The sequence below is a fragment of the Bacillus sp. FSL K6-0042 genome (assembly GCF_038006685.1).
Classification (GTDB): Bacteria; Bacillota; Bacilli; order Bacillales; family Bacillaceae_G; genus Bacillus_A; species Bacillus_A pseudomycoides.
On the sequence record NZ_JBBOVS010000001.1, the window covers coordinates 3,325,964 to 3,349,351 of the forward strand.

The following is a 23,388-nucleotide window of genomic DNA, read 5'->3' on the forward strand; positions in this document are numbered from 1 at the left end:
AGCCCTTTCAATTAAGAAAGAAGCTCAAAAGCGCGTATTGGCCAATCCGTAATAATTACATCTACACCGTAATCGATCATTGTTTGTAAGTCTTTATTTTCGTTGATTGTATAGGGACGGAAAACATAGCCTTGCTGCTGTGCAGTTTGGACAAATTCTTTTGTTAGTAGCTGAAAATTTGGGTGTAATCCGGACGCCTCCCTTTTCTTGGCTTCAGCAATTGGATCACTGAGTGGTTCATCGTATAAAATAGCTCTTGGAATTTCAGGTGCAATTTCCGCGAGTAGGGAAACGGAATCATGGTTAAAAGATGAGAATATAATTTGGTTTGAAAGATGATATTCACGAACGAGGTCGACAACCTTTTCTTCGATACCTGGATAGTGGATTACGTCTGTTTTTAATTCAATATTAAGTTGTAAATTTGTTGTAGAGAGCCAAATGAATACTTCACGTAAAGTTGGAATCTTTGCTTCGTTAAAAGTAGGGCTTTTATGGCTACCAGCATCAAGCGCTTGTAATTCCGCTACTGTTTTTTCAGAAACAAGTCCAATTCCACTTGTTGTGCGATCAACAGTTTCATCGTGAATCACAACAATCTCACCATCTTTCGAAAGGTGAACATCAAGTTCAATGCCGTGGGCACCAACACGCTCTGCTTCTTGGAAAGCAATCATTGTATTCTCCGGATGTGTTCCTTTAACTCCGCGATGGGCAAAAATAAGTGGTTTTTTCATCTGAAAATCTCCTTATGAGTTCATTTCTTCCATTATGAAACTGCGGCGAGAAAAATACAATCCATATGCCAAATATTTACAAAAGTATAACACTTGCATAAAAGTTAACGTTAACGTAAAATGTAATAATGTGATGAGGGGAGGAATAAACATGTATAAGATTGATGAGGTAACGAAGCAAGTTGGATTAACAAAACGTACACTTCGTTATTATGAGGAAATTGGTTTAATTCATCCGCCGGAGCGTAGCGAAGGGAATATTCGTCTTTATACAGATGAGGATATTGTACGTATTAAAAAGATTGTAGAAGCGAAAGAAGTATTAGGAATCACACTTCAAGAAATGCAGCATTTCTTATCATTAAAAGAACGCATGGAACAAAGACGAAATAGTGACAATCCACGTGACCGTGAAGTGATTCAAGAAATTAAGGATATGCTTGAGAACCAAGTGCAAACGCTAGATACAAAAATGAAACAAATGGAGCGCGTGAAAGCAGAATTAGAGAATAGTTTAGGGCGTGCACGTAAATTCTTGGAGGACACAAAAGGAGAGTAATGAATATGGAGAGCAAACAAAAGTTGGGGAGATTGATTACAGTACTGGCTACGTTTCTTGCCTTTTCAGGCATCGGAGTAGTCGATCCTATTTTGCCGATTATCGCTGAGAAGATAGGGGCAACGCATTGGCAAGTGGAGATGTTATTTACAGCCTATATTTTAACGATGGCAATTATGATGCTACCAGCTGGTTTATTCGCAGCACGGTTTGGTGATAAGAGAATGATGACAATTGGTTTATCAATTGTAACTGTATTTGCTTTTATATGTGGTATATCACAAACGATTGCCCAGTTATCTATTTTCCGCGCTGGCTGGGGGCTAGGTAATGCGATGTTTTTCGCAACAGCGATGACATTATTAATTGCTCTTAGTAAAGAAGTACATGAAGCGGTTGGTTTATATGAAGCTGCGATTGGTTTAGGGATGGCCGGTGGACCATTATTAGGAGGACTATTAGGAGGACATTCTTGGCGTTACCCATTTTTTGCGACAAGTTTTTTAATTTTATTAGCATTTATTCTTGTTTTCTTTTTTGTAAAAGAGCCGGAGCGAAAAGTACAGCGAAAAGCAGCTGGAGTGGGGGAATTACTTAACCTTATTAAGTATAAACCGTTTATGCAAGGTGCAATTTCAGGTATGTTATATTATTACGGATTTTTCGTTGTATTAGCATATTCACCACTTATTATGCATTTATCGGCAATTCAGTTAGGTTTCGTATTTTGCGGCTGGGGACTTGCTTTAGCATATGGATCTGCAATATTAGCGCATAAATTAGAAGGGAAATATGAACCGAAAGCATTGTTACGATTTAGCTTACTTGTATTTGCAATTCTGCTAATCGCATTATTTTTTGTTAAAGTTATGTGGTTACAAATTGTTCTTATCGTCTTATCTGGATTAGCATCGGGACTAAATAACGCTTTATATACAAGCTATGTCATGGATATTTCACCTTATGAAAGATCTATTACGTCCGGTGTATACAATTTCGTTCGTTGGCTTGGCGGGGCAATTGCACCAATTTTATCAGGAATTATCGGCCATGCGATTTCACCGCAAAGTCCATTTTTAGTTGGGGGAATTGTTGTATTAGTTGGTTGTGTTATGATTTTGATTCCTGTTCGAGAAGGTTCTAAATTAGAATCAGAAACCCTTTCTTAAGAAAGGGTTTTCTTTGTTATTAAATATAGTGTTTAAATAATATATGAATAAAAATACTTTTACCAAAATATATTTTCGGTATTTTTGTACTTTTAACTATACATTTTGTATGTTTTGTTTTATTTTTGTTAGGGGACATTAATGATGTCCCTATTATAAATTTGCAATGAAAGGCGTGATTGTACGATGGAACTATGGTTCACTGAAAAACAAACAAAACATTTTGGAATTACGGCGCGTATTAACCGCACATTACATACGGAGCAAACAGAATTTCAAAAGCTTGATATGGTTGAGACAGAAGAGTTTGGAAACATGCTTATTTTAGATGGCATGGTTATGACAACAGAGAAGGACGAGTTTGTGTATCACGAAATGGTAGCACACGTACCTTTATTTACACATCCAAACCCTGAGAACGTATTAGTTGTTGGCGGTGGTGATGGTGGTGTAATCCGTGAAGTATTAAAGCACCCAAGCGTAAAGAAAGCAACACTTGTTGAAATCGATGGTAAAGTAATCGAGTACTCTAAACAGTACTTACCATCGATTGCAGGTGCGTTAGATAACGAGCGTGTTGAAGTGAAAGTAGGAGACGGTTTCCTACACATCGCAGAAAGCGAAAATGAGTACGATGTAATTATGGTTGACTCTACAGAGCCAGTAGGACCAGCAGTAAACCTATTTACAAAAGGATTCTACGCTGGGATTTCAAAGGCGTTAAAAGCAGATGGGATTTTCGTTGCTCAAACGGATAACCCTTGGTTTACACCAGAATTAATTTCAACTGTGTTTAAAGACGTAAAAGAAATCTTCCCAATTACACGTTTATACACAGCGAATATCCCAACATACCCAAGTGGAATGTGGACATTTACAATTGGATCTAAAGAATATGACCCATTAGAAGTAAGCGAAGATCGTTTCCACGAAATCGAAACGAAATATTACACAAAAGAACTGCATAAAGCAGCATTCGTATTACCGAAGTTTGTTGGGGACTTAATTAAATAATAATTAAAAGCGGAAGCGGCTCGTTCAGAATGGGAGGGGGGATGGAGCTTCAGACGTAGAGGCGTCTTTTGCCTCGCAGGAAGAAGCGAAGCCACCGAGCGTTCTAGCCGCTGTAGCTGGACAAAAGAAAAGCGGAAGCGGCTCATTCAAGGTGTGCGATAGAACGGACATGCTAGCTACTGACGCTATTATAATAAAATAATCTTCTATCGCTAAAAGAAGATTGAGGTAAATCGAGAAAGAGGAGTGTAGCACTCCAAATTTGAGAAATAATGAAAGGTTGGGATACCTTAAGTTCCACATAAGGAGGAAAAGAGTATGCGTTTTGATGAAGCTTATTCAGGTAAAGTATTTATTAAAAGTCATCCAAGTTTTGAAGATGCAGAGGCAGTAATTTATGGGATGCCAATGGATTGGACAGTAAGTTACCGTCCAGGCTCTCGTTTTGGTCCTGCACGTATTCGTGAAGTATCGATTGGACTAGAAGAGTACAGTCCATATTTAGATCGTGAACTAGAAGATGTAAAATATTTTGATGCTGGTGATATTCCGCTACCATTCGGAAATCCACAACGCAGTATAGACATGATTGAAGAATATGTAACAAAACTATTAGATGCCGGTAAGTTTCCACTAGGTCTTGGCGGTGAGCACCTAGTGTCTTGGCCAATTTTTAAGGCAATGGCAAAAAAATATCCGGATTTAGCAATCATTCATATGGATGCTCATACTGATTTGCGTGAGTCATATGAAGGGGAGCCTTTATCTCACTCTACGCCCATCCGTAAAGTGTGCGATTTAATTGGTCCGGAAAACGTATATTCTTTCGGAATTCGTTCTGGAATGAAAGAAGAATTCGAATGGGCAAAAGAAGTGGGCATGAACCTATACAAATTTGACGTATTAGAACCGTTGAAAGAAGTATTACCAAAGCTTGCAGGGCGCCCAGTTTATGTCACAATTGACATTGACGTGTTAGATCCAGCACATGCTCCTGGAACAGGAACATTAGAAGCTGGTGGTATCACATCTAAAGAATTATTAGATTCCATCGTAGCAATTGCAAATTCAAATATAAAAGTAGTTGGAGCAGACTTAGTAGAAGTAGCTCCAGTCTATGATCATAGTGATCAAACACCGATCGCAGCAAGCAAATTCGTGCGGGAAATGCTTCTTGGTTGGGTGAAGTAAAAGCAGAGGCAGCTTGCTCAGAATCGCAGGTCATTGGAGCACTCGACCGAGAAACGCTTTTGGCTTCGACCGAGAGTGTGAAATGGCCGGAGATTCTAGCTGGCGCAGCTGGATAAAGTAAAAACGGAAGCGAAGCCACCGAGCATTCTAGCCGCTGTAGCTGGATAAAATAAAAGCGGAAGCCGGCTCGTAGCATCCATATATCGACGCTTCTGCAAAATTCAACATCCGTTTACAAAGTACGTATAAGAAAAAAGGAGCTAGTCCGACCTGGTGGAACTAGCTCCTTTTTCTTATGCAACTTTTTCTTCCGAAGCGATTCCGCGAATTTCATCAGCGGAACGAATTGGATACTTGCGGAAAATAATTGTTCCGATATAACCAATAATTGTGGTCACGATTCCACATAATATAGCTGCAATGGCTACTTTCATTACATCATTGAATCCAAAGAGGACAAGGAGACCAGGAATTGGTGATGCTGTACCAGGTGCATTGTTTACAAGTTGGAATAAGGATGTAATAATACCAGCAAGTGCACCACCAACGAAGTTTGTCGTATAGATTGGAATGGGATTTGCTGCTACGACATCGGCCTGTGTTAATGGTTCAATTGCTACAGCAATTGTATCTTTCTTTGAACAGATCTTTAAACGTTTAAAGAAAATAAAATTCATTGGAGCAGAGGCTGCTACTGCAAGACTACCAATAGCCATTGGTAAACCTGTTAATCCAAGCATAGCAGTTAGCGCCATGGAGCTTAATGGAGATGTAGAAATAACTGTTATGAGTCCGCCAAGCATAATTCCCATAATAATTGGGCTTTCTGTGGTTGCGATTGAAATAATAGAGCCGATTTTTCCAAGTGTAGCATTTACAATGGGGTCCATAAGCATAGCCATTCCGCGAGAAAGTGGTGCTGCAACGAATAAAATGGCAAGAAATTCTACACCAGCTGGCAATTTCTTTTCTAGAAATTTAACGACAAAGGCGCATACATATCCAGCAAAAAATCCTGGTAAAATACCAAATCCACTAGTGGCGATACCGATTAAAACAGCATATACAGGAGATACACCAATTGCGAGTGCTACTAAAATAGCAGCCGCGACACCGCTCATACTACCGGAAGCTTGTCCAACCGATTGTAAAAAGTTGTTATGAAACATTTCGCCACCGATATATCGATGAAATGCTTCAATAAGAAAGCTTGCGATTGCAGCATTGGCCAGGGCCCCCATTGCTTTCATTCCGTAAGGAGCACGAAAGCTAAACAGTGTAAAAAGAAAAAGTACAACGAGTAGTAGTGCTAAACCTTGTAAGATAGCCATTTGAAAAATGTCCCCTTTTTAATTTTGTTTATAAAAATTTGTATTATTCAATAATAATACAAAAGTTGTTTAAACGGAAAATTTTTTTATTACGAAAATACTGCGAGCGTTTTCCTTACAATAGTGTAAGGAAAGTGTAATACATTTCAATAGTGTATAGTATGCCCTTTTCTGTATAATACAGATATAAAGATGTGACTGATAAGAATAAACAGGAGGCCATATATGAAATTGGTAATAAAAGTTTTAGCCGTCTTTACCATTCTTTTAGGTGGTACGGCATATTATTTACAATCAAAAACAGAAGGTGTAGAGGCTTTTGTCGATAACTTCTTTTCAAATAAAGAAATACAAGATTATTACGCAGTTATAAATAAGGGTGAGAAAATAGACGATGAATATTTGTATACATTCAAAGGGTATACAGAGAATGGAAAGCAACAAACGATTAAAAAGATCGTGAATCGTCAGCTACATTCAGGTGCTTTTATAAAAATTTATGCTAAGGGCATGCAAGGAAAAGGCTGGGCTGAAATTTCAAAAGAGGAAATCCCAGAAAAAGCCTTAAAACAATTACAGAAAGTGTAAAAGGAGCGAAACGTCCGCTCCTTTTTTTAGTGCGTTAAAAGTATAATAGTTGTTTGTCTTTGACTGGAAACAATTTTCACACGCCCACCAATTGGAAAGGTAAAAATTGGTGTTGTATGCCCAAAGTTAGCATTTGCAATTATAGGGATATGGGACAGTTCCTGTTTTGAATAAATCATTTCTTGGATATCTTCTATGGCAGCTTCAGATCCTTTTTGTAGTCTTCCAATTACAATGCCTTTTATATGTTTAAAATCTGGTTGTTGGATGAGAGAATGTAAGTAACGATCAAAAGTCTTAACTGTAGCTTTTCCTGTGAGAGCATCTTCTTCTAAGAATAATATTTTATCTCGTAAGCTCGGCATATATGCTGTGCCTTGTAGTAAATTAAAGGTACTCATATTACCACCAACAATTTCTCCAACCGCTTCGCCTTCATGTATAGAAACATACCCTTCATTTTGGAAGAAGGTGCGATTTTCTTGGTCAATATACCAAGGATCATCGCTCCACGTTTCAGCAGGTTGTATTTCTATTGGCTCTTCAGAAGTCATGCATTTTAAAAAGTAATCTATCGTATAATCGAGCCCTTTCTCCATTCCAAAAGAAGAAAAGTGAGGACCTGAATATGTAATAAGACCAGTCTTTGCATAAATTGCATTGCCTAGAGCTGTAATATCAGAATAACCACATAAAATTTTTGGATTGCTACGAATTAAGTCGTAATTTATATGGTTTAGTAGCCCATTGGAATTATATCCTCCAAGTGTTGTTAAGATTGCTTTTACATTGGAGTCTGCGAAAGCTTCATGGAGGTCTTGAACTCGAGAAGAAACGGAAGAAGAAGCAAAACGATCAATTTCTTCAGCATTTTTTGAAAATGTAACACGAAATCCCATATCTGTTATTCGTTTCATAGCAAGCTCACGATTATAATCTGAGACAATACTTAAACTACAAGAAGGTGAAATGACTCGAATTTCATCACCTTGTTTTAACTTTGGTGGTATCATTTGGAGCACTCCTTTTAATGAAAGAAAATTTAGATTTAAAAGATATTTTATCATAGGAGATAGATCTTTATAAATTGTTTTTTCGAAACAGGGTTTTCCTGATTTTTCAGCAGACAGACATAGGTTTTTTTTGATATGATAGGAAAAGTGATTTATTATAAAGTTTATTTAATATCTATAACATATTGAAAGGTGTGCAAGACGTGGAGAAACAACTTGCAGGCTTGCCAGTACACGTTCATTTCGTAACAGAAATCCGTGAAGGGGCACGAAAGGAGACCGTTGCTTTTGAGGCAAATGGTCAATACTATGTAAAAGGTCAAGGTACATATGTAACGTTTCAAGAGCCGAACGAACAAGGCGAAGTAAAGACAATCATTAAAATTCAAGGTGAACAAGTCCTCATTATGCGTTCAGGTGCTGTTTCTATGCGTCAGACGCATGCGAAAGGTGAATGGACAACTGGTACGTATACGAGTGAACTTGGTACGTTTGCATTGCAAACGAAAACTGATAACGTTCTTTTTAAATGGTCGGACGAGAAGAAAAAAGGACAACTCTTTTTAACGTACGCATTGCTTCTAAGTGAACAAGAAGCGGGCCGATATACAATTACGATTAATTTGAAGGAGGCAAAATAATGAACTCTTTAGAACAAGTAAAAGAATTGATTAAAGAAGAAATTAAAGCTGCCGTATTAAAAGCAGAATTAGCAACAGAAGAACAAATTCCAAACGTTGTATTAGAATCTCCAAAAGATAAAACGCATGGTGATTTCTCTACAAACATGGCGATGCAGCTTGCGCGCGTAGCAAAAAAAGCTCCTCGTATGATTGCAGAGGAATTAATTGCGAACTTCGATAAAGCAAAAGCTTCTATTGAAAAGATTGAAATTGCTGGTCCTGGTTTTATTAACTTCTATATGGATAATAGCTATTTAACAGACTTAATTCCGGCAATTGTTACAGCTGGAACGAATTATGGTGAAACAAACACTGGTAAAGGTGAAAAAGTACAAGTTGAGTTCGTATCTGCAAACCCAACAGGTGACCTTCACTTAGGACATGCACGTGGTGCGGCAGTAGGTGACACATTATGTAACGTATTAGCAAAAGCGGGATACGATGTATCTCGTGAATACTACATTAATGACGCTGGTAACCAAATTCATAATTTAGCGCTTTCTGTCGAAGCTCGTTACATGCAAGCATTAGGGTTAGAAAAAGAAATGCCAGAAGACGGTTACCATGGTGCAGACATCATCGGAATCGGACAACGTTTAGCTGAAGAGTTTGGCGATCGTTATGCAAAAGCTGATGAGAAAGAAAGCTATGAATTCTACCGTGAGTACGGTTTAAAATACGAATTAGCAAAACTTCAAAAAGACTTAGAAAGCTTCCGTGTGAAATTTGATGTATGGTTCTCTGAAACATCATTATACAAAAACGGAAAAATTGACGCAGCTCTTGCAGTATTAAAAGAGCGCGATGAAATCTTTGAAGAAGAAGGCGCAACTTGGTTCCGCTCAATGACTTACGGTGATGATAAAAACCGTGTGTTAATTAAAAATGATGGTTCTTACACATACTTAACGCCAGATATCGCATATCACCGTGATAAATTGGAGCGCGGATTTGATAAATTAATCAACATTTGGGGTGCTGACCACCACGGTTACATTCCGCGTATGAAAGCAGCGATTCAAGCGCTTGGTTATGATAAAGATACATTAGAAGTAGAAATTATCCAAATGGTACAACTATACCAAAACGGTGAAAAAATGAAAATGAGTAAGCGTACAGGTAAAGCTGTTACACTTCGTGAGCTTATGGAAGAAGTGGGCGTGGATGCAATGCGTTACTTCTTTGCAATGCGCAGCGGTGACTCTCACTTAGACTTTGATATGGACTTAGCGGTATCAAAATCTAACGAAAACCCTGTATACTATGCACAATATGCTCATGCACGTGTATGCAGTATCCTTCGTCAAGGTGAAGAGCTTGGATTAACTGCAGGTGGAGATGTCAATTACAAACTTGTTGCTTCTGAAAAAGAAGTAGACTTACTGAAAAAACTGGGTGAATTCCCAGTAGCAGTTGCAGAAGCAGCGCAAAAGCGTCTGCCACACCGCATTACAAACTATGCGTTTGAATTAGCAGCAGCGCTTCATAGCTTCTACAATGCAGAAAAAGTATTAAACCAAGATAACTTAGAATTAAGTAAAGCTCGTTACGACTTAATGCGTGCAGTACGCATTACACTTCAAAATGCATTAGCATTAGTTGGTGTATCTGCACCTGAGAAAATGTAATAGACAAAAGAAAAGATGCTTATTTTTGTTTAAAAGTGATATACAAGTTGATATAAAAACATCTCATCAGCCTATAGACTGATGAGATGGTAAAGAAAGCGGACCACTGAAAAGCCGTATGGGGGAGAACCTCACGTATGGCTTGATGAGGGGAAGCTGGGCAGAAAAAGAGATGGCAAAGCTATCTCTTTTTCTGTTTCAGTTTTCTATTCTAAATATATGTGGCAAATATATGTTATGGTGATGAAGTGAAAATAGAAAACCAACAATTAACTATTGATTTTTGGGAATGATTCTAGAATAATAGGTTGTTGGGGGTAAAATTATCAAAAAGCTGTACATGTAGTATTAGTTGGTGGAATGTTATCAAGAAATGGTGTAATCGTTGTGAACAACATTGTTACAAATATGTCAAATACTAAACTAACACTTTATCTAACCAAGTATCTACACAATTAGTAAGTAATCTTGAAAACTTCCAACCTAGTCAAGAAACTAGGGATTTTATGTCTAAAATAATATAGTCCAACTAAAGTTTTCATGATTTGATAAAAATGATGAAAGAAGATAAATTTCTCGGTTTTGCTATTATCATCACTTATATATAAATCTCTCAACATTAAAATGTAATGTCGCCCTAGAAGAGCTAACGCTTCTTAGCGAGTAAGTGAAATGTATATATAAGTTCATTTTAATTCTTCGACATAGCCATAGATCCATTAGGCAAATTACTTTTTCTCAACACTCATTTATAGACTCCAAAAATGAAAAGGCTGAATTTCATATTTCTGCACGATTCATATGAAATTAGTTGCCAATCACACTCTTTTTTATTTACCCCCAAATTTGTTCCACTGTATTTAGATTTGGAGAATATGGCTTTCATCTTCATAGGCAAACAATACTTCATCCGGAGCGTTTTTAATTATATAGCGCTGACGTTGGAACGCTTCTTATTTTTCTTGTCTACTTGTTTCGATGTGTAGGTCGGTTGTGTACCTAAATACAAAACGTTTTAACATATGGCCGATTTCATCTCAACTCATGATGACAGAAAACGTATCTTCAATGACATCCTTTAGAATACGAGTATCCTAGCATGTGTCACAGCTGTAACCTTCTTTGGCTGGTGTGCTAAATTCGATTATACGCTGTACTTCTTGTTATTCTTCAGGAGGGTAAGTATGTAAGTTGGCCAAATACATATTTGCTGTGAAGTAGTTCGTCCATACTTGTCCGCACTGAAAGTTTTTGTGTATTGTGCAATCGTTTGCGATAGGCATGAAGAAGCTTTGTAACCTCTCCGGCATAATAAAGTGAATGACTGTCATGAGTTTTGTCGTGAATGCTTTTTGAATTCCTTTATCAAAATTTGTTCGTTCCCTTATTTGTTTTTGTTAAACAATATAGACCAGAAATAACACGGTTTAGATATGTTGGAGAAATTAGATGAATCTATATAAAAAGCAAATTTCAAGTTTCTAAACAATAGAAGAGTTGAAAAAAGAGAAAAGGATGATAATAGCTATCAAACATATTTAAGTAAAATAGCTTAATGACATTGAATAATAGAATCTTTGTCATAGTATGTTTGTACCAAAATCTAGCAACATTTAATTTTATAGGGAGGATAGTATAAAATATGTATTTAAAAAGAGTTACTTCGATTTTTTCGATTATAATGATTTTTATGTTTACTATAGGTCAGAGTTTGCTGCCTATAATAGCAAATGCACAAGAGTTAAATACAGCAGGACTTGTGGATAGTTTTCAGATTGGTAAAACAAATCTACAGACCACAGAACGGACTAAAGTAACTGTAAACTTCAGTGAAAAAAATGGACTTAGGCTGAAGCCCGGAGACAAACTAACATTAACGCTGCCTCCAGAATTAAAAGGATTAGATAGAGAGTTTCCATTAGATGACTATGGTACTTGTAAAGTCACAGCAGGTACTGTGGTATGTACATTTAATGATAGAGTGAGTACACATCAAAATATTAAAGGGTATTTAAACTTTTACGTGGAAGCTGCTAATGTAGGGACGGATCAAAAGAAAGAGATTGAAACCAATTTCGGTACAAATGTAGATAAGCAATCTGTAACAATTACCGGTCCAAGCGGTGGTGGTGGTGGTACAGATCCTGGAAAGGGACCGTTTTTTTATAAAACTGGTGATATGAACTCAGGTAAGGACAATGAAGTACGTTGGTTCTTGAATATAAACTTAAATAAAGAAGAGTTAAGTCGCGATATTGTTGTGACTGATAATTTACAGGAAGGTCAAACACTTAATAAGGATAGTTTCTATATAATTATTGATGATGATATAGGTCGTCGATCTTTAACGCTACAAGAGTTTGAAAAGCAACGTTACGGAACGATTACCTTTACTGGTGACAGATCATTTAAAGTTGTGCTTTATAAGGATAAAGCACGTCTTGCCTCCTTTTCGATTGGTTATACATCTACTATAACGGAAGCCGGAAAGAAGCAAGAGTTTTTTAAGAATGATTATACGATTGATTACCAAGTTCTGCACAAAGACCCAATTTCTGACTCGGGTAGTTACCCAGTCGAAAATATGACAGCTGGCGGTGGTGCTGAAGGTAATGAGGTTCCAAAAGGAACGCTAAAAATTGTTAAACATATTGAAGGAAATAAAGAAAAAGTAATCCCGAATGTTTCGTTTAAGTTGTATAAAGAGTCGGGTGAACAAGTTGGGGGCGAATATAAAACAAATAACGAAGGGATAATTGAAATTCCTAACTTACAACCGGGTAAATATTATATGCAAGAGGTTTCAGCTCCAGACTATGTTGATTTCGATCCTCAAGCAAAAGTAAGTTTCGAGGTTAAATCAGGTGATGTAAATGGAGTGGAGTTGCCGATTCCGAATAAAGTGAAAACTACATCTGTTTTGGGAACGAAGACGTGGAAAGGCGATAATGCGAAAGATCGCCCGACGATGATTAAGGTAGACTTACTACAAAATGGTAAAGTGATCGCAACACAAGAAGTAGCAGAAGCAACAGGCTGGAAATATGAATTCAAAGACTTAGCGGCATATGATACAGACGGAAATGCATATAAGTATGAAGTAAAAGAACAACCGGTAGATGGATATCAAACAGAAGTAAAAGGTTATGACATTACAAATACAAAAGTGGTACAAACAACAAAAGTAGAAGGAACGAAGACGTGGAAGGACGGAAACGCAACAAATCGTCCGGTAATGATCAAAGTAGACTTACTACAAAATGGCCAAGTGATCGCAACACAAGAAGTAACAGAAGCAACAGGCTGGAAGTATGAATTCAAAGATTTAGTGGTAAACGATGCAGACGGAAAAGCATATAAATATGAAGTGAAAGAACAACCGGTAGATGGATATCAAACAGAAGTAAAAGGTTACGACATCACGAATACAAAAGTAGGCAAGACATCAGTTTCAGGAACGAAGACTTGGAACGATAACAATGCATCAGATCGCCCAGAGTCAATCAAAGTAAAATTACTACAAAATGGCAAAGAGATTGACACGAAAGAAGTAAGCAAAGCAACAGAGTGGAAGTATGAGTTTAAAGATTTAGTGGCATATGATGAAAATGGAGTAGCTTACAAGTATGAAGTGAAAGAACAACCAGTAGACGGATACGAATCAAAAGTAAAAGGTTATGACATCACGAATACAAAAGTAGGCCAAACAAAAGTAGAAGGAACGAAAACATGGAAAGACGATAATGCGAAAGATCGTCCGAAGATGATTAAAGTAGACTTACTACAAAATGATCAAGTGGTTGCGACACAAGAAGTAAGTGAAGAAACAGGTTGGAAATATGCGTTTACAGATTTAGCAGCATACGATGCTGAAGGAAAAGCATATAAGTATGAAGTGAAAGAACAAAAAGTAGACGGATATCAAACAGAAGTAAAAGGTTATGACATTACGAATACAAAAGTAAGCCAAACAAAAGTAGAAGGAACGAAAACATGGAAAGACGATAATGCGAAAGATCGTCCGGCAATGATCAAAGTAGACTTACTACAAAATGGCCAAGTGATTGCAACGCAAGAAGTAAGCAAAGCAACAGACTGGAAATATGAATTTGAAGATTTAGCAGCATACGATGCCGAAGGGAAGGCATACAAGTATGAAGTAAAAGAACAAGCAGTAGACGGATATCAAACAGAAGTACATGGTTATGACATCACGAATACAAAGGTTGGTCAAACAAAAGTAGAAGGAACGAAAACATGGAAAGACGATAATGCGAAAGATCGTCCGAAAGCAATTAAAGTAGACTTACTACAAAATGGCCAAGTGATTGCAACGCAAGAAGTAAGCAAAGCAACAGACTGGAAATATGAATTTGAAGATTTAGCAGCATACGATGCCGAAGGAAAGGCATACAAGTATGAAGTAAAAGAACAAGCAGTAGACGGATATCAAACAGAAGTAAAAGGTTATGACATCACGAATACAAAGGTTGGTCAAACAAAAGTAGAAGGAACGAAGACATGGAAAGACGACAATGCGAAAGATCGTCCGGCAATGATCAAAGTAGACTTACTACAAAATGGCCAAGTGCTTGCGACACAAGAAGTAAGTGAAGCAAGCGGTTGGAAATATGAATTCAAAGATTTAGCGGCATACGATGCCGAAGGAAAGGCATATAAGTATGAAGTGAAAGAACAAAAAGTAGATGGATACCAAACAGAAGTGAATGGTTATGACATCACGAATACAAAAATCAAGGACGTAGATCCAAAAGATCCAAGCACAGATCCAAAAGATCCAAGCACAGATCCAAAAGATCCAAGCACAGATCCAAAAGATCCAAGCACAGATCCAAAAGATCCAAACACAAATAACGATTCAAAAGTTCCACCTACTACAGAAAATGATAAGCCGACAGTATTACTTCCTAACACAGGAGGAACATCCACGGAAATCATTTCAATTGTTGGAGGTATGGTATTGTTCCTTTTAGGTGGACTTCTATTCGCTCGTCAACGAATAAAATAATAAAAAAGCTTTAGATTATTGATTACACTGTAATCTGAGTAGCAGACAAATTTAAAAAATTACTATTGATATTACTCCCTTTAGGTAGATATTCAAAAAAACTTCATGATAAGGTGAAGGAAAGAATGCAACCTGAAGGGGGGTTTTCTATAGCGAAATTAGAAATAGTATTTTGTAAAGCTTTGTTCTTGAATGGTTGCAGCAGTAGCTCCTGTCCAGCAAAAGTTAATACACCTGCAAGAATCGTTGTTTTTAATAATAGAAATGTTCTTATCAAGTATAATTATTATTGTTATATTTAGTTATTGTTATATTTAGTATTATACATGATAATACCTTGAAATAAATATGCTTTTATGCATATTTATTTTTTTTTAACAAAAAAAGCCACCACTTTGGAGTGAGTGGCTTTGATGATAATTAAGCAGCTTTCTGCCCTGTTTGTATAGCTGGTTTTTGAAGAACATCATAAACACCAGTACCAATGACATCTAACGCCATTTTCATACGTTCAGGTGAAATGTTTTCTAGAACGTTATCTTGTGGTGTATGGTATACCTTTTCAATATGATAGATAAGTGGATCCCAGCTATCTACTCCCATCCAAATGAACAGAGCTGCAGGGATGCCAGCATAAGCAAACGGTACATGGTCACTAGAACCGAATGTTCCTTGAAGAACAAGATCATTATTTAATTGCTTACTAGCATTTAGTGCAGCATCAGTTACAAGATTCGTAGATCCATCTGAAGTCATTGCATATAAATTTTTTGCTTTCTCATAGCTTGTAGCAACCATATCAGCATTAAACACACCTAAAATACGAGCGCGTTCTGTTTGTGATAAGTTGTCAACGTAATGTTCAGATCCGATTAGTCCCATTTCTTCTGATCCGAAAGCAATAAAACGGATTTCCTTGTCAGTTTCTACATTTTGAAATGCGCGAGCTAATTCTAATACCAAACCTGTTCCAGAGGCATTGTCGTTTGCTCCTGGTGCTCCAGCAACACTGTCATAATGGGAACTTACGATAACAGCTTTTTCATTTCCAGTGCTGTTCTTCGGTTTCTTTTTCGCGATAACATTTAGAGATTGTAGGTTTGATTCATGTCGTGCTTTTAAAGAAAGGATTGCATTTCCCTTTTTTGTTAATTCTTCTTTGAAGGTATTACCTTGTGCATAAGCAAGACCAAATACAGGGATTGACTGTTTTTTCGTTAATCTTGGATTGAAAGTTTGTCCATAGTTACCGCGACCGCCAATTAAACTATATAAGAGGACACCCTTTGCACCTTTTGCAACGGCATTTTCTACTTGTTTGTTGTAGTCCGTTACTGTTTCACCTCTTTCAAATAAGACAATTTTCCCGTTTACCTCATTTGGAATTTCGTCTAGGTTTGTTCCATTTGGTACAAAAATGAGGGGAGCGGTAACAGCCTCAGTAGAAATTAAAGCATTCGGAGCAGCGCCTGCTTGCCAGTTTTTTGAACGTGATAAAGGAGAATCAATAAATCCCACATATTGATCGGGTACAGCAAATGGCTGATATTCTACTTCATATCCCATTGACTGTAATTTCATCCCAACATAGCGAGAAGCCCATTTTTCTGATTGTGTTCCACCAGGGCGCGGGCCAATTGTTTCTGATAAAAAACGGACGTGTTCGATTGCACGGTTAGCATCAACTTGCCCTGTAATAGGTGGAGTTTTGATCGTTTCTGACGGGGAATCAGCTTTTGCTTGTCCAATTGGAGCTAAGCTGACAGCGAGTGTTGCAGCAAGCAAAGAGCTTACTATTTTTTGTTTCAATGTTCTCTTCATATATTCCTCTCCTATTCTTCTATTCTATCTGACTGACAAAAGAAGACGGATAACGACTCTATTCTATCTCTTGTTTTTTGTATTTTCAATTAATTCAAGTTGAGAAATAAAAGTAGGATCATTTCATATGCATATTTGCATATTTTTAGAGAAGATGTATGTGCTATTATTTTAGACAAAGGTTCGCTTTCTTGTTTTGAAAGCCCCTAAATTGCATGTCTAGTGTACCCAAGCTTTAGATTATGTAGGGAAAAGAAATCTATGGTGAGATTTCCTTTTCCTATGCTTGAACCTTTTGAACATGATAATTGTCATGTTTCCACATTTTATGATAATTATCAGTAGATGTAAGGCATCCATATGAAAAGAAGAGAAATCAGTGTGATTTCTCTTCTTTTTTGTATAGAAAAAGGAATGCCACTTACATTCCTTTTATCCCTTACAGTTCAGTTAAGATAATCGGCTCACCGCGTGTTACGACGACTGTATGTTCACATTGTGCAACAAGGCTTTTATCTGGTGTTACAAATGTCCAACCGTCATCGCCGCGTTCAATAATATGGTCAGCTTTCATAGAAATGAAAGGTTCTACAGCGATAACAAGACCATCTTTAAGAAGTGCATTATCCATTGGATCGTAGTAGCTTAGAATGTGATTTGGTGCTTCGTGTAAGCTAAGACCGATGCCATGACCTGTTAAGTTTTGGATAACGGCATAGCCATTTTTATGAGCAAAGTTAGAAACTGCACGACCGATTTGGTTTTGTTTCGAACCAGCTTTTACTTTTTTCATTGCTGCCCAAAATGCATCTACTGCTGCTTGGCAAAGTTTTTCTTTTTCTTCATCTTGCCCAAGAACAAAAGAGATACCTGTATCTGCATAATAACCGTCAAGTGCCGCAGATACATCAACATTTACTAAGTCGCCTTCTTTTAATACTTGATCTTTTGGAATACCGTGTGCAACTTCTTCATTTACACTAATACAAGTTACACCTGGAAAATCATATTCTTTTTCAGGTGCAGAAATAGCACCGTGCTCATCTAATACTTTTTTACCGATCAAATCAAGCTCTTTCGTTGTCATACCTGGCTTTGCTTGTTTTTTCATCTCTTCGCGTGCAAGCGCAACAACGCGGCCGATTTTTCGTAAACTTTCCAAATCTTGTTCATTACGAATAATCATAAAAAACCACTGTCCTTCCTCAATTATAAATCTTATACGATTGTATCATGTTTGTTTTTGTCCTGCTACTTGCGTGCGATTAACTCATCTCCATTGAAGTTTCGAAGTGGAATTAACTGGTTAATTTCTTTCGTAAGTATTTCTCCCGCTATTCGCTGGCAGTAATATTCCCACCTTAAAATTCGGAGAAAGCAAGCTAGGTAAGAGATAAACTGCTCGTAGCCGAATTGGTGAGGGCTAATAATCAGTGGGGATACATCTCCCCACTGATTAAAGTTTCACTTTATGACAATTGTCATATTCACATCATGACGCATCGTACTGTTTTCCATCTCTTCCAATATATACAATGTAAATATAAGGAATAGTGGAGGTGGCAAGATGGAAAAGATTATTGAAGTAAATGGTGTTTCAAAAACATTTAAACATAAAAAGGCTGTAAATAACGTTTCATTTCATGTGGAGAAGGGGCAGATTGTTGCACTTCTTGGGCCAAACGGTGCAGGGAAAACAACAACAATCTCAATGATGCTTGGATTAAAGGATCCATCAGAAGGAAGTGTTTCTATATTTGGAAAGAGTCCCAAGCGGCGAGCAGTTCGTAATCGCCTCGGTGCAATGCTACAAGAGGTGAGTGTTATCGATAGTATATCAGTGGAGGAAGCAATTGACCTATTTCGCAGCTATTATACGAATCCAATTGCAAAAGAAACATTGCTTCAGTTATCAAATTTAGAATCGGAAAAAAGGCAGCGTTGTGAAAAATTATCAGGTGGTCAAAAAAGAAGATTAAACTTTGCACTCGCACTTGCTGGAAACCCGGATTTATTATTTTTAGATGAACCGACTGTCGGAATGGATATTACGTCTAGAAAGGCTTTCTGGGAAACGATCCGAAAGCTAGCAAGTGAAGGGAAAACGATTATTTTGACAACGCATTATTTAGAAGAAGCAGATGCGTTAGCAGATCGAATTTTACTATTTGCAAACGGAGAAATCATTGCTGATGGAACTCCGGAGGAAATGAAAGCAACGATTTCTCGAAAAACCATTTCATTTTATACAAAAGAAAAAATTCCGACAGGCTTGCTGAAGGGGCTACCGCATGTTACAGCAGTACAGTTTCATGAATCGCGTGTTATTCTCACAACAGATGATACGGATGCTACGTTGCAAGCAATTTATAAAGAGAATTTACCTGTTACAGATATCTCAGTTGAACGAGGAAGTCTTGATGAAGCGTTTGAACAGTTTGTCGCAAATCAGAAGGAGGGAATTGCATGAAAGCCTTATGGATGCAATGTAAAATAGAAATCTTACGTACGTTTCGCAATAAATTATTTATCTTTTTCTCATTATTAATGCCAGTTCTGTTTTATTACATTTTTACAAATGTCATTCAAGTACCACAGAACGGAGATGCTTGGAAAGCGCACTATTTAATTTCGATGGCTACTTTCAGTATTGTAGGAACAGCACTTTTTAGTTTTGGTGTGAGACTTTCTCAAGAAAAAGGGCAGGGATGGACACATCTTTTAAAAATTACACCACTTCCAGAGGGAGCATATTTAACAGCTAAAATTATTTCTCAAACAGTGGTAAATGCTTTTTCAATACTTGTGATCTTTCTTGCAGGCATGCTAATCAATAACGTGGAATTAACGATCGGGCAATGGATTGGTGCTGGATTATGGCTATTAATAGGTGTGACGCCGTTTTTAGCACTTGGAACGATTGTAGGTTCAATTAAGAAGGCAGATGCAGCTTCTGGTCTCGCAAACATTTTAAATATGAGTTTAGCAGTACTAGGCGGTTTATGGATGCCAATCGAAATCTTTCCAAAGGTGCTAAGAACAATTGGAGAGTGGACACCAACATATCACTTCGGAAGCGGGGCATGGGATATTGTAGCGGGGAAATCTATAGGCTGGGAGAATATCGCGATTTTAGGAGGTTATTTCCTTATGTTTGTTGTAATATCAATATATATAAGAAAAAGACAGGAAGCGGTATAAATGATCGAGAAGAAGCAGTTTGAAATTTTTCCGAAGCATATGGGGTTTTTCCCCTATATGTGGTTTGTATATCTACTATTCCCAATTTATAATTTAACGCAAGTATCAGGATGGAAGCTTTTAATGGGGATCGGTATGCTGATGATTTTTGTCATCACATACCGTCAGCTTTATTTTGTGAAAAAGACGTTTATTTTATGGGCGTGTATTCAAATGGTGCTCATATTCCTATTTGCTTTACTCTATAATCCCTTTATGATCTTTTTTGGCTTTTTTACTGCAAGTGCGATAGGATTTGCACCAACTAAAAAAGTATTTCGAGTGTTGTTTGGTCTTTTGATTGTAATGCTTGGAGCTTTTATATTCGTGTATGTAAAGCAGCTAACAACTACAAGTTTAGTCAATATAGTTCCAATGTTTATTTTAATGCTTCTTACACCATTTGGTATGCGTAACTTTAATCAGAAAAAAATGTTGAGAATGCAATTAAACGAAGCAAATGAACAGATTAAAGACCTAGTAAAGCGTGAAGAACGTCAGCGAATCGCAAGAGATCTTCACGATACGTTAGGGCATACGTTATCTCTTATTACGCTAAAAAGTCAGCTTGTTGAGAAGTTGATTGCGAAAAATCCGGAGCGTGCAAGTCTTGAAGCCAAGGAAATTACACAAACATCACGCACAGCTTTAAAACAGCTGCGTGAATTAATTTCTGATATGCGGATGATTACGGTAGAGGAAGAGCTTGAACAAATAAAGGCAATTTTGCAAGCGGCTAATATTACGCTAGAAGTAGAACAGAAGGCGAGTTCTAGTGCATTGTCACCGCTTGAACAAAATATTTTAGGTATGTGTTTAAGAGAGGCTGTAACAAATGTTGTTAAGCATAGTAAGGCATCGATGTGTACAGTTTCTATATTTGAAGCACAAGGAGAACTTATTTTGCAGGTGAAAGATAATGGAGTGGGGTTACAAGCACAAGGTCATGATGGAAATGGCATTCGCGGTATGAAAGAACGAATTGCACTTATTGATGGGGCAATTGAACTAGATGAAACGCATCCCGGGATGCTTTTAACGGTAAAAGTTCCAATCGTAATTAGAACAGGAAAAGATGAGGTGAGGGCATGATTCGAATTATTATTGCTGAAGATCAACGAATGCTTCGTGGAGCACTAAGAGCCCTTCTTGATCTAGAAGATGATATTGAAGTAGTTGGACAAGCGGCAAATGGGGAAGAAGCTTTAAAGTTAATTGAATCATTACAGCCAGATATTAGTATTATGGATATTGAAATGCCGATTCAAAGCGGCTTAGATGTTGCTGAAACATTGCAGAAGAAAAAATCATTATGTAAGGTAATGATTTTAACGACATTCGCACGTCCAGGATATTTTGAAAGAGCAATGAAAGCGGGTGTTTACGGGTATTTATTAAAAGATAGCCCAAGTGAAGATTTAGCGGCAGCGATTCGCAATGTGATGCAAGGAAAACGAGAGATTTCCCCTGAATTAATGTTTGGGTTATGGCAAGAACAAAATCCATTATCAGATCGTGAGAAAGAAGTACTTCTATTAGCGAAAGAAGGAAAAACAGCAAATGAAATTGCGAAGACACTGTATCTTTCATCTGGTACTGTACGGAATTATATTTCAGATGTGTTAACAAAATTAAATGCGAAAAACCGACTTGAAGCAATTGCGATTGCGGAAGAAAAGGGCTGGATATAAAAAAGATGTTTACCGGTTATAGTGGTAAACATCTTTTTCTATTATTCTCCTTATTATTTACTGTTGCTAAGAAGGAGTATCCGTGTTGGAATATTGCGTAATACAGATTTTACTTCGTTTTTCGACAAAAAATTTGGTATAGTAAGATTAGGTTGCTGTTCTAGATTTTGGGCAACTTTACCACTAATAGTCTTAATTGCCTCATGCTTATCTATTTTAACAATGATGTCTTGACCATATATTTTGTTATTTTTATATGTTTGGGAAAGACGTACTTCGGCTTGATTTTCTTTTGCCTTTTTGTTTGTAGGTTGAAAATCAACATTTTTTCAGTGGTAACTTGTTTTTGTTACGCGTTAACCTCTTGTACTTCAACTTTTAAGTATTTTTAGCGATATTTCCCACTGTGACGTTTTGTGGTTCAGTTTATGTACTAATTATGAAACTAGGTTGAGCAACTTCAACGTTCGCTTCACTTTTATCAATTTCTGGGGCACGAGAATTGCTTCCATTGATAAAGGATAGAGTAGACCAAAAACAAGGAATACACTAGCAACTTTTCTATCATTCATCTCTAACACTACGAGTATTGTATTTGTATAAGATGATTTACAAGAAAGGTTTGCTAAATGATACATATTATGCAATGTTTCATGTCAAAAATTGTCAAAAACCAGTATTGTAGTGGTATGACAACTTCGGAAGTTAGATTTCTGTAATGGGATGGTGAACAATTATGCACGCAGCAAAGCTGGGAGCGGAAATAAAGAAAATTAGAATGTTAAGAGGTTTAACACAAAAACAGTTATCTGATAATATATGTCATCAATCAGAAGTGAGCAGAATTGAAGCAGGTTCAGTATATCCAAGTATGGATATACTCCAAGGAATTGCAGCAAAGCTAAGAGTTCCCATCATTCATTTTTATGAAGTGCTCATTTATTCTGATATTGAAAGAAAGAAACAGTTTAAAGATCATATTATAGTACTTTGCAAACAAAAGAAGTATAAAGAAATTTATAATAAAACCTGGGAGGAGCTCAAAAAAGATGAGTATCATCCAGAATTTCAACAATTTCTTCAATGGCAGTATTATTTAGCAGCATATATGTTAAAAAAGATAAATTATGAATATTGTATTTTAGAACTAAAAAAATTACTCAATCAAGAATTAGCAGGAATTGATGTATTTCAAAATTTATATATAGAAAATGCTATAGCAAACATTTATGCAGAAAATGGATATTTCAAAAAAAGTATTGAGTTGTTTGAAGGTATTTTAAAACAATTGGAATCTCTACATAGCAATGAAGAATTTGCTGTGAAGGTTAGATATAACCATGCAAAAGCACTGTATTTAGATGAGCGGTATGAAGAGGCGCTTTACCAGGTTATAAAGGCAATTAAAATCTCTTGCCGTATTAATAGCATGTCATTTATTGGACAATTGCAATATCAAAAAGGTGAATGTCTTGAAAGGTTAGGAAATGCACAGGAAGACATTCAGGAAGCTTATGAAAAAGCGCTGTTCTTCTTTGATTTATTAGAACTGCATGAGTATAAAGATACACTTTTAAAAAAATTAAAGTAATGCTTTTCTCGGTAAGAGGCTTATTAATAGGGATAAAAATGAGTGTTTTATAAAAGTAGATAGAATTAAGGTATGGATATTAATGGATATGCATAATTGCATA

The 23,388-nt window shown here is 36.8% G+C and carries 18 protein-coding genes and 1 pseudogene; 13 read left to right on the plus strand and 6 right to left on the minus strand.

All coding sequences use genetic code 11. The features are described from left to right. Window positions 1–11: 11 nt before the first annotated feature. The gene (locus tag MHH45_RS17065) at window positions 12–737 is read right to left on the minus strand and encodes a glycerophosphodiester phosphodiesterase (protein WP_016132469.1); all 726 of its coding nucleotides are present in this window, start codon (window positions 735–737) and stop codon (window positions 12–14) included. Between the two features lie 151 nt (window positions 738–888). On the opposite strand from MHH45_RS17065, the gene MHH45_RS17070 reads away from it, so the two are divergent. The 4 genes from MHH45_RS17070 (at window position 889) to speB (ending at window position 4,670) form a co-directional block, all read left to right on the plus strand. Next, complete coding sequence (locus MHH45_RS17070) at window positions 889–1,296, plus strand: MerR family transcriptional regulator (protein WP_016112729.1); 408 nt, start codon at window positions 889–891, stop codon at window positions 1,294–1,296. Between the two features lie 5 nt (window positions 1,297–1,301). Then, entirely contained in the window at window positions 1,302–2,465 is a 1,164-nt protein-coding gene (locus MHH45_RS17075) for an MFS transporter (RefSeq protein ID WP_016112728.1), read from the plus strand. 186 nt (window positions 2,466–2,651) lie between these two features. Further along, window positions 2,652–3,479, plus strand: a complete 828-nt coding sequence (speE, locus tag MHH45_RS17080) for a polyamine aminopropyltransferase (protein WP_016112727.1) — start codon at window positions 2,652–2,654, stop codon at window positions 3,477–3,479. A gap of 318 nt (window positions 3,480–3,797) precedes the next feature. Then, window positions 3,798–4,670 (plus strand): agmatinase, encoded by an 873-nt coding sequence (gene speB / locus MHH45_RS17085; protein ID WP_003209245.1) that lies wholly within the window; start codon window positions 3,798–3,800, stop codon window positions 4,668–4,670. A 293-nt stretch (window positions 4,671–4,963) separates the two neighbouring features. On the opposite strand, the gene MHH45_RS17090 is transcribed toward speB, so the two are convergent. Next, the gene (locus MHH45_RS17090; protein ID WP_016132467.1) at window positions 4,964–6,001 is read right to left on the minus strand and encodes a PTS sugar transporter subunit IIC; all 1,038 of its coding nucleotides are present in this window, start codon (window positions 5,999–6,001) and stop codon (window positions 4,964–4,966) included. Window positions 6,002–6,226: 225 nt separating this feature from the next. On the opposite strand from MHH45_RS17090, the gene MHH45_RS17095 reads away from it, so the two are divergent. Then, window positions 6,227–6,589 (plus strand): YxeA family protein, encoded by a 363-nt coding sequence (locus MHH45_RS17095; protein ID WP_016132466.1) that lies wholly within the window; start codon window positions 6,227–6,229, stop codon window positions 6,587–6,589. Window positions 6,590–6,615: 26 nt separating this feature from the next. Here MHH45_RS17095 and MHH45_RS17100 read toward each other — a convergent pair whose 3' ends face one another. Next, the gene (locus MHH45_RS17100) at window positions 6,616–7,602 is read right to left on the minus strand and encodes a S66 family peptidase (RefSeq protein WP_016112724.1); all 987 of its coding nucleotides are present in this window, start codon (window positions 7,600–7,602) and stop codon (window positions 6,616–6,618) included. A 203-nt stretch (window positions 7,603–7,805) separates the two neighbouring features. On the opposite strand from MHH45_RS17100, the gene MHH45_RS17105 reads away from it, so the two are divergent. The 3 genes from MHH45_RS17105 (at window position 7,806) to MHH45_RS17115 (ending at window position 14,942) form a co-directional block, all read left to right on the plus strand. Next, on the plus strand, window positions 7,806–8,243 hold the full coding sequence (locus MHH45_RS17105) for a DUF1934 domain-containing protein (protein ID WP_016112723.1): 438 nt from the start codon (window positions 7,806–7,808) through the stop codon (window positions 8,241–8,243). Beyond that, window positions 8,243–9,913 carry an arginine--tRNA ligase gene (gene argS / locus MHH45_RS17110; protein ID WP_016112722.1) on the plus strand — a complete coding sequence of 557 codons (1,671 nt, stop codon included), beginning with the start codon at window positions 8,243–8,245 and terminating at the stop codon, window positions 9,911–9,913. The genes MHH45_RS17105 and argS overlap by 1 nt, the downstream gene beginning before the upstream one ends. A 1,642-nt stretch (window positions 9,914–11,555) precedes the next feature. Next, on the plus strand, window positions 11,556–14,942 hold the full coding sequence (locus MHH45_RS17115) for a Cna B-type domain-containing protein (RefSeq protein ID WP_340862596.1): 3,387 nt from the start codon (window positions 11,556–11,558) through the stop codon (window positions 14,940–14,942). 420 nt (window positions 14,943–15,362) lie between these two features. Here MHH45_RS17115 and MHH45_RS17120 read toward each other — a convergent pair whose 3' ends face one another. Then, the gene (locus MHH45_RS17120; protein ID WP_088093730.1) at window positions 15,363–16,763 is read right to left on the minus strand and encodes a M28 family metallopeptidase; all 1,401 of its coding nucleotides are present in this window, start codon (window positions 16,761–16,763) and stop codon (window positions 15,363–15,365) included. Between the two features lie 439 nt (window positions 16,764–17,202). After that, the gene (gene map, locus MHH45_RS17125; protein WP_016112718.1) at window positions 17,203–17,949 is read right to left on the minus strand and encodes a type I methionyl aminopeptidase; all 747 of its coding nucleotides are present in this window, start codon (window positions 17,947–17,949) and stop codon (window positions 17,203–17,205) included. 381 nt (window positions 17,950–18,330) lie between these two features. On the opposite strand from map, the gene MHH45_RS17130 reads away from it, so the two are divergent. Genes MHH45_RS17130 through MHH45_RS17145 form a run of 4 tightly spaced genes read left to right on the plus strand, consistent with a single transcriptional unit; the run spans window position 18,331 to window position 21,694 of the window. Next, a complete protein-coding gene (locus MHH45_RS17130) occupies window positions 18,331–19,233 on the plus strand; it encodes an ABC transporter ATP-binding protein (RefSeq protein ID WP_016112717.1) in 903 nt (300 codons plus the stop codon). Continuing rightward, window positions 19,230–19,964, plus strand: coding sequence for an ABC transporter permease (locus MHH45_RS17135; protein WP_088093731.1), 735 nt, complete (start codon window positions 19,230–19,232; stop codon window positions 19,962–19,964). The genes MHH45_RS17130 and MHH45_RS17135 overlap by 4 nt, the downstream gene beginning before the upstream one ends. Further along, entirely contained in the window at window positions 19,965–21,095 is a 1,131-nt protein-coding gene (locus tag MHH45_RS17140) for a sensor histidine kinase (protein ID WP_088093732.1), read from the plus strand. It abuts the gene before it with no gap. After that, a complete protein-coding gene (locus MHH45_RS17145; RefSeq protein WP_088093733.1) occupies window positions 21,092–21,694 on the plus strand; it encodes a response regulator transcription factor in 603 nt (200 codons plus the stop codon). Before MHH45_RS17140 ends, MHH45_RS17145 begins: the two co-directional genes overlap by 4 nt. 89 nt (window positions 21,695–21,783) lie before the next feature. Here the strand turns inward: MHH45_RS17145 and MHH45_RS17150 are convergent. After that, a pseudogene (locus MHH45_RS17150) lies at window positions 21,784–22,266 on the minus strand (M4 family metallopeptidase); the annotation flags it as partial. Between the two features lie 164 nt (window positions 22,267–22,430). Here MHH45_RS17150 and MHH45_RS17155 point away from each other — a divergent pair. Beyond that, window positions 22,431–23,285 (plus strand): helix-turn-helix domain-containing protein, encoded by an 855-nt coding sequence (locus tag MHH45_RS17155; protein WP_016112713.1) that lies wholly within the window; start codon window positions 22,431–22,433, stop codon window positions 23,283–23,285. Window positions 23,286–23,388: the final 103 nt, after the last annotated feature.